This window comes from Stenotrophomonas sp. HMWF023, from assembly GCF_003060985.1.
In the GTDB taxonomy this organism is placed as follows: Bacteria; Pseudomonadota; Gammaproteobacteria; order Xanthomonadales; family Xanthomonadaceae; genus Stenotrophomonas; species Stenotrophomonas lactitubi.
The window spans coordinates 35865-44503 of record NZ_QAIJ01000175.1 but is presented as its reverse complement, the minus strand read 5'-3'; the positions used below and the strand labels follow the sequence as shown (position 1 = coordinate 44503).

At 68.3% G+C, this 8639-nt stretch carries 7 protein-coding genes; 4 read left to right on the top strand and 3 right to left on the bottom strand.

The genetic code is table 11. From position 1 onward, the window contains the following. The 3 genes from DBR20_RS09605 to DBR20_RS09595 all read left to right on the top strand — a co-directional run. Positions 1 to 2248: DEAD/DEAH box helicase (locus DBR20_RS09605; RefSeq protein ID WP_108266018.1), on the top strand; the 2248-nt coding region annotated here is incomplete at its 5' end. Beyond that, positions 2245 to 3258 carry a ribonuclease H-like domain-containing protein gene (locus DBR20_RS09600; protein WP_108266017.1) on the top strand — a complete coding sequence of 338 codons (1014 nt, stop codon included), beginning with the start codon at positions 2245 to 2247 and terminating at the stop codon, positions 3256 to 3258. The genes DBR20_RS09605 and DBR20_RS09600, both read left to right, overlap by 4 nt. Before the next feature lie 89 nt (positions 3259 to 3347). Then, a complete protein-coding gene (locus tag DBR20_RS09595) occupies positions 3348 to 3671 on the top strand; it encodes an I78 family peptidase inhibitor (RefSeq protein ID WP_025876032.1) in 324 nt (107 codons plus the stop codon). An 85-nt stretch (positions 3672 to 3756) separates the two neighbouring features. Here the strand turns inward: DBR20_RS09595 and DBR20_RS09590 are convergent, their stop codons facing one another. Together DBR20_RS09590 and DBR20_RS09585 are read right to left on the bottom strand one after the other, a co-directional pair. Beyond that, positions 3757 to 5697, bottom strand: a complete 1941-nt coding sequence (locus DBR20_RS09590) for a M56 family metallopeptidase (protein WP_108266016.1) — start codon at positions 5695 to 5697, stop codon at positions 3757 to 3759. 3 nt (positions 5698 to 5700) lie between these two features. Further along, the gene (locus tag DBR20_RS09585; RefSeq protein WP_025876036.1) at positions 5701 to 6087 is read right to left on the bottom strand and encodes a BlaI/MecI/CopY family transcriptional regulator; all 387 of its coding nucleotides are present in this window, start codon (positions 6085 to 6087) and stop codon (positions 5701 to 5703) included. A 229-nt stretch (positions 6088 to 6316) separates the two neighbouring features. Between DBR20_RS09585 and DBR20_RS09580 the strand changes: the two genes are divergently transcribed. Then, positions 6317 to 7375, top strand: coding sequence for a serine hydrolase domain-containing protein (locus DBR20_RS09580; protein WP_108266015.1), 1059 nt, complete (start codon positions 6317 to 6319; stop codon positions 7373 to 7375). On the opposite strand, the gene DBR20_RS09575 is transcribed toward DBR20_RS09580, so the two are convergent. Continuing rightward, positions 7372 to 8499, bottom strand: coding sequence for an SDR family oxidoreductase (locus DBR20_RS09575; RefSeq protein ID WP_108266014.1), 1128 nt, complete (start codon positions 8497 to 8499; stop codon positions 7372 to 7374). The genes DBR20_RS09580 and DBR20_RS09575 overlap by 4 nt on opposite strands. Between the last annotated feature and the right edge of the window lie 140 nt (positions 8500 to 8639).

Here is an 8639-nt window from a genome sequence, read left to right as displayed (position 1 = left end):
CCAGGCCGAGGCATGGGAGGCCAGCCAGCGTGGCGACCACGTCGCCATCGTTACCCCCACCGCCAGCGGCAAGTCGCTGTGCTACACCCTGCCGGTGGTCAGCGCTGCCATGCAGGACAAGGCCAAGGCGCTGTACCTGTTCCCCACCAAGGCACTGGCGCAGGACCAGGTGGCCGAATTGCTGGAGCTCAACCGCGCCGGCGACCTCGGGGTGAAGGCCTTCACCTTCGACGGCGACACCCCCGGCGACGCGCGGCAGGCGATCCGCCTGCATGGCGACATCGTGGTCTCCAACCCGGACATGCTGCACCAGGCGATCCTGCCGCATCACACCAAGTGGGCGCAGTTCTTCGAGAACCTGCGCTACATCGTCATCGACGAAGTACACACCTATCGCGGCGTGTTCGGCAGCCATGTCACCAACGTGCTGCGCCGGCTCAAGCGCATCTGCGCGTTCTACGGGGTGCAACCGCAGTTCATCCTGTGCTCGGCCACCATCGGCAACCCGCAGGCGCATGCCGAGGCGCTGATCGAAGCACCGGTCACCGCCATCACCGAATCCGGTGCACCCAGCGGGCCGAAGCAGGTGCTGCTGTGGAATCCGCCGGTGATCAACCCCGACCTGGGCCTGCGTGCCTCGGCGCGCTCGCAGAGCAACCGCATCGCCCGCATCGCGATCAAATCCGGGCTGAAGACGCTGGTGTTCGCGCAGACCCGGCTGATGGTGGAGGTGCTGACCAAGTACCTGAAGGACATCTTCGATCACGATCCGCGCAAGCCACCACGCATCCGCGCCTACCGCGGCGGCTACCTGCCCACCGAGCGCCGCGAGACCGAGCGTGCGATGCGTGCCGGCAACATCGACGGCATCGTCAGCACCTCGGCGCTGGAACTGGGCGTGGATATCGGCAGCCTGGACGTGGTGATCCTCAACGGTTACCCCGGCAGCGTGGCTGCCACCTGGCAACGCTTCGGCCGCGCCGGACGCCGCCAGCAGCCCGCGCTCGGAGTGATGGTGGCCAGTTCGCAGCCACTGGACCAGTACGTGGTGCGCCATCCGGACTTCTTCGCCGAGGCGTCGCCGGAACACGCACGCATCGCGCCCGACCAGCCGTTGATCCTGTTCGATCACATCCGCTGCGCAGCGTTCGAACTGCCGTTCCGGGTCGGCCATGGCTTCGGCCCGATCGATCCTGAAGTGTTCCTGGAAGCACTGGCCGAAACCGAGGTCATCCACCGCGAAGGCGAACGCTGGGAGTGGATCGCCGACAGCTATCCGGCCAACGCGGTCAGCCTGCGCGCGGTGGCCGATGGCAACTTCGTGGTGGTCGACCGCAGCGATGGCCGCCAGCAGATCATCGCCGAAGTGGACTACTCCGCTGCCGCGCTGACCCTGTACGAAGGCGCCATCCACATGGTGCAGTCCACGCCCTACCAGGTGGAAACGCTGGACTGGGAAGGCCGCAAGGCCTACGTCACCCGCACCCACGTGGACTACTACACCGACAGCATCGACTTCACCAAGCTCAAGGTGCTGGACCGTTTCGATGGCGGCGTGGCCGGCCGTGGTGATTCGCACCATGGCGAAGTGCACGTGGTGCGCCGCGTGGCCGGTTACAAGAAGATCCGCTACTACACCCACGAGAACATCGGCTACGGCCCGGTCAACCTGCCCGACCAGGAACTGCACACCACCGCGGTGTGGTGGCAGCTGCCGCAGGCGCTGCTGCTGCGCGCCTTCGCCAGCAAGCAGGATGCGCTGGATGGGTTCCTCGGCGCCGCCTATGCACTGCACATCGTAGCCACGGTGGCGGTGATGGCCGATGCGCGCGACCTGCAGAAGTCGGTGGGCAACGGCGATGGCACCTGGATCGCGATTGCCGACCAGAGCGGGCGCGGCCAGCTGCGGGGCAGCGATGGCGAGCCTGGCGCGGTGGAACTGCTGCAGGAATTCGTGCCGACCGTATACCTGTACGACAACTTCCCCGGTGGCGTCGGCCTGAGCGAGCCGCTGTGGCAGCGCCAGGCCGAGCTGGTGCAGCGCGCGCGCGAACTGGTACAGCGCTGCGACTGCAAGGCGGGTTGCCCGGCCTGCGTCGGTCCGGTGCTGGCCGCGCAGGAACAGGATGAAACCTCGCCGCGTGCGCTGGCGCTGCGCGTGCTCGACCTGTTCGATGCGCAGGCCTGCCAGCAGGTGGCCGATGTGGTGGTGAGCACGCGCGACCCGATGGAGCTGATCGCCCCATGAGCCTGAGCCTGGACAAGCTGCGGCTGCTTCGCAAGCAGGCGGGTGACCCGAAAGCAGCCACGCCTGCCGCGCCGACGCAGCAGACGCCGCCGGCACTGATGGCCGCCAACGATGCGCGGCAGCCACCGGCCGAGCGTTCGGTGTTTGCCTGGGTGGAACAGGAGATCCGCCACAAGCCGACCGGCACGGCCACGCCTGCGCCGGCAACACTGCGACGGCCCGAGGTCGGCAGCCTGCATCGCCTGCTCGGCATGCGCTCGCGGGGTGGCCCTGCGCCGGCACGCGCCAGCGCGCAAGATCGCCAACTGCCCGGCAACGAGATTGCGCCCGGCCTGTTCCTGATCGAGTCACTGCTGCCGCAGCCGATTCCCGCCATGCCGCTGTCGCTGGCCTTCGCCAAGCGCGAGGGTGAGCACGTGGCTGCGCGCGACCTGCTGTTCTTCGATACCGAGACCACCGGCCTGGCCGGCGGCACCGGCACCCGCGCCTTCATGATCGGCGCCGCCGACTGGCATGTGTGCCCGCAGCGTGGCGAAGGCCTGCGCATCCGCCAGCTGCTGATGTCGACGATGGCTGCCGAGGAGGAGATGCTGGCCGCTTTCGCCAGCTGGCTGCAGCCGCATACCGTGTTCTGCAGCTACAACGGCCGCAGCTACGATGCCCCACTGCTGAAGACACGCTATCGGCTGGCCCGCCAGGCCGATCCCATCACCGCGCTGGACCATGTCGACCTGCTGTATCCCACTCGCCGCCGTTACCGCGGTACGTGGGAGAACTGCAAGCTGTCCACCATCGAGCGGCAACTGCTGCGCGTGGTGCGCGAAGATGACCTGCCCGGCTCGGAAGCCCCCGCCGCATGGCTGCGTTACCTGCGTGGCGGTGATGCGGTGAATCTGCGCCGGGTGGCCGACCACAACCACCAGGACGTGGTGACCCTGGCCCTGCTGCTGCAGCGGTTGGTGCGGGAAGAGCAGCGCGAACGGGAGACCCTGGCGCTGGTAAGCGGATGAACGGAGAGGGCGGATCCAGGCCGCGTTGACATCACTGACACAGGGCTCGGCGACACTGCCGCTACTGAACACCACCCAGGAGTACTGCCATGCGTCGATCCCCCCTGTTGCTGCTTGCGGCCATCCTGCCGCTGGCCGCCTGCAGCCATGCCGGTGGCAACGCCTCCGCCGATGCCGGCAGCCTGCCAGCCAAGGTGTCCGATGGTCCGCAGGAGTGCCGCCCCGAGGCGCTGGACGCATTCACCGGCAAGACCGCCGACGAAGCGACGATCAAGAAGCTGGTGGCCGACAGTGGCGCGCGCAACGCACGCGTGGTCAAACCGGGGATGGCGGTGACCATGGACTTCCGCCAGGACCGGGTGACCGTGCAGGTGGACGCGCAGAACCGTATCGAACGCGCCAGCTGCGGTTGATGGGGTAGCGCCGGGCCCTGCCCGGCGGATTCCATTCGCATACGCGCCGCTGCGGGCGCCGGGCATGGCCCGGCGCTCCGCTCTGTCAGAGCCGCTCGGCCTTGCCGCTGGCCAGCGCACGCGCGATGACCTGCTCTGCCTGCTTCGCTGCCTGTGCCTGCAGCCGTGCCTGACGCTCACCCAACGCGGCCTGTTGACTGCCCAGTGCCGCCTGCTGGCTTCCCAGCGCGGCCTGCTGGCTGGCGAGTCGGCTCATCTCGCGGCTACGCTCGGACTGCAGCGCCTGGTTGCGGGCAACCTGTGATGCGCGCTGTGCTTCGGCCGCAGCCTTGCGTGCAATCGCCGCATCATCCACCGCGCCGCGTGTAGCCCGCGCCGCTTCGGCTGCCGCTTCGCGATTGATGTCGCGATCGTTGATCGCACTGCGTGCAGCCCGTGCGGCGGCGAGGGCGATTTCACGCGCCTCTTCGCCCTGCAGCCTGCCCAGCTCGCCCTGCTCGCGGCCGAGCTGGCCCTGCTGACGACCCAGCACACTCTGCTGGCGCCCCAGTTCACTCTGCTGGCGGCTCAGGTCGACAGCGCCGGCATAGGCACGCTGCAACGACTGGATCAGCATCGGATCGCGCACGACGTAGCGCTTGTCGCCCTGGCGGAACCATAGGGCGGGGCCGTCACCAAGCCGGCTGCGCGCCTGCATCACATCGTCCATGCCGGCATTGGCGAACGCCTGGCCGTGATCAACGAGGACGAAGGCCTGCTGTGGCGGCGTACCCAGATTCAGCTGGCCATGGGTGACGATGGTGGTCTGCGAGTGCGCATGGGTGCCTGCGTCCTGCTCCTCGTCTTCATTGACGTCGGCAGGTTCCTCAGGCTCGGCGGGTTCTGCCGGCTCGGCCCAGTCGGCCGGCTCTGCCGGTACCGCTGCGGCAGGCGGCGCTGCCGGTGCCGGGGGTGCTGCGGGCGGCGGCGGCGCAGTCACAGCGCGCGGCGGTGCCGGCGGCGCGGGCGGGACCGGCGCGGCCACCAGGCGCATCGGCGCCACACCCACGGCCAACACCACCAGGGTCAAGCCAACGGCCAGCAGGCGCGGGCACGCCCGATGCGACTGCAGCGAGAGCAGGCGGCGCTTGAGGCTGGTGGTGCTGGGCGCTGCGCTGGCCACGCCGAGGTGCGGCTGCGGCTCCACACCCAGCTGCAGCAACAGGCGGCCATAGGCATGGCGGCTGGCACCATGCTGGCCGACCACGGCCGCATCCACCGCTTCCTCGCGGGCCTGGGCATATTCGCGCACGGCCAGGCGCAACAGTGGATGGAAAAAGAACAGGTGCTGGGCCAGGGCCGGCAGCAGTCCCCATTGCAGGTCACGACGCTGCAGGTGCTGCAGTTCGTGGGTCAGCGCCAGATCCAGCGCATCGCCCTGCAGCGCGTTCATTCCCGCCGGCAGCAGCAGCACCGGACGGAACGGCCCGACCAGCTGCGGCGCGTCGACCTGGTCGCTCATCCACAGGCGCGGCGCGCTGCGCAGGCCGTGCGCATCAGAGGCCAGCTGCAGCGCCTGCACCAGCGCTTGGTCCTCGCACGGATACGACGCAGCCAGCAGCGCGCGGCAACGGCGCCATTCGCCGAAGGTCCGCAGCGCCATCAGCAGTACGCCGGACATCCACAGCGCAGCCAGTGCCAATGCCCACCAGGCCACCGGCGTGCTGCCGATATCGCCCATCGGCGTGTTCGCCAGCAGGTGCGCCGATGCCTCCGGTGCCATCGTATACATCGCGTCCGCGGCAAGATCCACGGTCGTCATTGCCACCGCATCGGGTGCGGGCAGCCAGGCCAGCTGCAGCGGCTGGCTCCACAACAGGCCGACTACGGCCTGCAGCGACACCAGCCACCACAAGCGGCAACGGGTGGCCGCCGACAGCGTCGGCAGCGTGCGGCACAGCAGGTACACCAGCGCCACCAGCAACACGGTCTGCAGGCTGGTCCAGCCCAGCCGCTCCAGCATCGGAATCAACATCGAGGTATCCATGGCTCAGTCCTCCTGGCGACGCGATTGCAGTTCGGCCACCAGCGCTTCCAGTTCGGCCAGTTCGTTGTCGCTGACCTTCTGCCGCTGCGACAGGTACGCCACGAACGGCGAGACCGAGCCCTGCAGGGTGTTGTCGACGAACTGGGCGACGGCGCCCTGCAGCACGCTCTCCGGGCCACGGGTGGGCTGGTAGCGGTAGACGCCCTGCTGCTGCCGGCGCTGCAGGTAACCCTTGGCACGCAGGCGCTCCATCATCGTCAACACGGTGGAGCGGGCCAGTCCGCGCGGTTCGCCATAGCCGCTGGCGACCTCGCCGACGCTGGCCGGTGCCTGCTCATCCACATACTGCAGCAGGGCCAGTTCCTGGTCCCCGATGGTCTTGCCACGCATGACAACACTCCATTGACTACACGTGTCGCTACTGTTGCCATGACGACACCTGTAGTCAACCCCCCGGAAGTCATGGGCCGACGAACGGTAGGGCGCGCGGCCGGCTTAAACCTTTTGCTCCTGGCGCGCATCCGACCCATGTCCTGTCCCCTGCGGCAGCCGTCATCGCCGCCGATCTTCCTGCCCTCCGGGATCCCGCATGCCTCGCCAGACGCTACCAACCCTGCTCATGATCATCAGCCTGCTGCCCTTCGCCGCCGTCTCCGCCAACCAGGACCAGGCCAACGACCAGACCCGCCGTTTCATCCGCCAGACCATGCAGGAACAGCGCATCCCGGGCCTGCAGCTCGCCGTGGTCAAGGATGGCCAGGTGGTGCTGTCGGAAACCTACGGGCTGGCCAACGTCGAGAACGGCGTGGTCGCTACCCGCAGCACGCGGTTCCCGCTCAACTCGGCCAGCAAATCCTTCACCGGCGTCGCCATGGCGCAGCTGGCACAGGACGGACAGGTGGATCTCGACGCGCCGGTCTCGCGCTATCTGGAAGACCTGCCCGTGAGCTGGGGCGCGGTACGCGTGCGCCAGCTGCTCGCCCACACCTCCGGCCTGCCCGACATTCTCGATGCAGAAGGACTGCTGGGCGGTGGCTCGGAACAGGCGGCATGGCAGGCAGTCAGTGCGCTGCCGGCAGAGGCTGCGGCGGGCGAGCGCTTCCAGTACAACCAGACCAACTACGTGCTGCTGGCGCGGATCATCGCGCAGCAATCCGGCATGCCCTACGAACGCTTCCTGGCCACCCGCCAGTTCTCCACCGCGCGCATGGCACGCACCACGTTTGGCGACAGCTACGACCTGATTCCGGATGCGGCGACGATGTACAGCTACCTGCCACGCGCAACCGATGCGAAGGATGCGACGCCACGGCTGTCGCACTGGTTCTACGACATGCCGCCCAGCCTGTGGGCCGGTGGCGGCATCCTCACCACGGCCGATGACACTGCGCGCTGGTTGGTTGCATTGCAGGATGGTCGCCTGCTGGAGCAGCGCGCGATGCAGCAGATGTGGACGGGCGAGCGCCTCAACGATGGCAGCACCGGCGACTGGGCCGCAGGCTGGCCGGTGTTCAACACCGCGCCCGACCTGCAGGTGGGTGGCATGGGCGGTGCGCGCTCGGCCTTCATCGTCTATCCCGAGCGCGACCTCGCCGTTGTCGTGCTGACCAATCTGGTCGGCGCCAATCCGCAGCAGTTCATCCCGCGGATTGCCGGTTTCTATTCTGCCGCGCGCTAACCGCGCGGCCCGCCCATCACCGGCAGAATCACCCCGCTGATGTAGCTGGCGCAGGCCGGTGAGGCCAAAAACACATAGGCCGGCGACAATTCTTCCGGCTGTGCCGGCCGGCCCATGTCGCTGTCCTTGCCGAACTCGGCCACGTCCTTCGCCTGCTTGTCGGCGGGATTCAACGGCGTCCACACCGGGCCCGGCGCCACGCAGTTGACCCGGATGCCGCGTGGCAACAGCTGGCTGGCCAGCGCCTTGGTGAACGCATGGATCGCACCCTTGGTGGCCGAGTAATCGATCAGTGCCTTACTGCCGAACAGGCCGGTTTCCGAACCGGTGTTGATGATGCTGGCGCCCTCGCCCAGATGCGGCAGCACAGCGCGCGCCATCTGGATGTAGCCGCCGATGTTGGTCTGCAGGGTTTCCTGCAGGTGTGCATCTTCCAGGTCTTCCAACCGTTCGCAGTGCAGCTGGAACGCCGCATTGTTGACCAGGATGTCGATGCCACCGAAGGCCTTGGCCACCTGTTTCACGGCCTTGTTGCAGAAGCGCGGGTCGCGCACGTCGCCGGCGATCACCACGCAGCGGCCACCCTCCTTCTCCACGTGCTGACGAGTGAGCTCGGCATCCTTGGCTTCATCCAGATGCAGCACGGCAACGTCGGCGCCTTCGCGGGCGAACAGCACCGCCACCGCGCGGCCGATGCCGGAATCACCACCGGTAATGATCGCGCGCATGCCCTGCAGCTTGCCGCTGCCGACGTAGTCCGGTGCCAGGAAGCGCGGTGCCAGTTCCAGCGCGTGCTCATGGCCGGGCTTGGCCAGTTGCTGCGCCGGCATCGTCTCCGGCTGACGGCGTGGGCCAGCCTGGGTGGCGGTCTTCTTTGTCGGCTTTTTCGTTGACTTCTTTGCTGCGCGTACGTCCTTCGCTTTTTCCTGATCCTGCAGGCGCCGCTGCCGCGCTGCGACACGTGCCGCGCGCGGATCGGAAGCGGCGGCCTTGCGGGTCGCGGTCTTCACCACGCGCGGACGCTCGGACGTGGTGGCTTCGGCGGCGGCTGGCGCGGCCTGGGTGCCTTTGCGCACCTTCGGCGATGCCTTGCGGCGGGCGGGGGTCTTCCTGGTGGTGGCCATGCAGGTCTCCTCGGGGGGATTAGGGTTGCCGGCCAGCGGCCGGCACTACCGGGGCGCGTGCGCCGCAGTACCGGGGGCGGCGTGCGCCGCTCGTGCAGTGTCTCCACGCAGGCTGTTGGCGGCAGTGAGCGCGCCGTGTC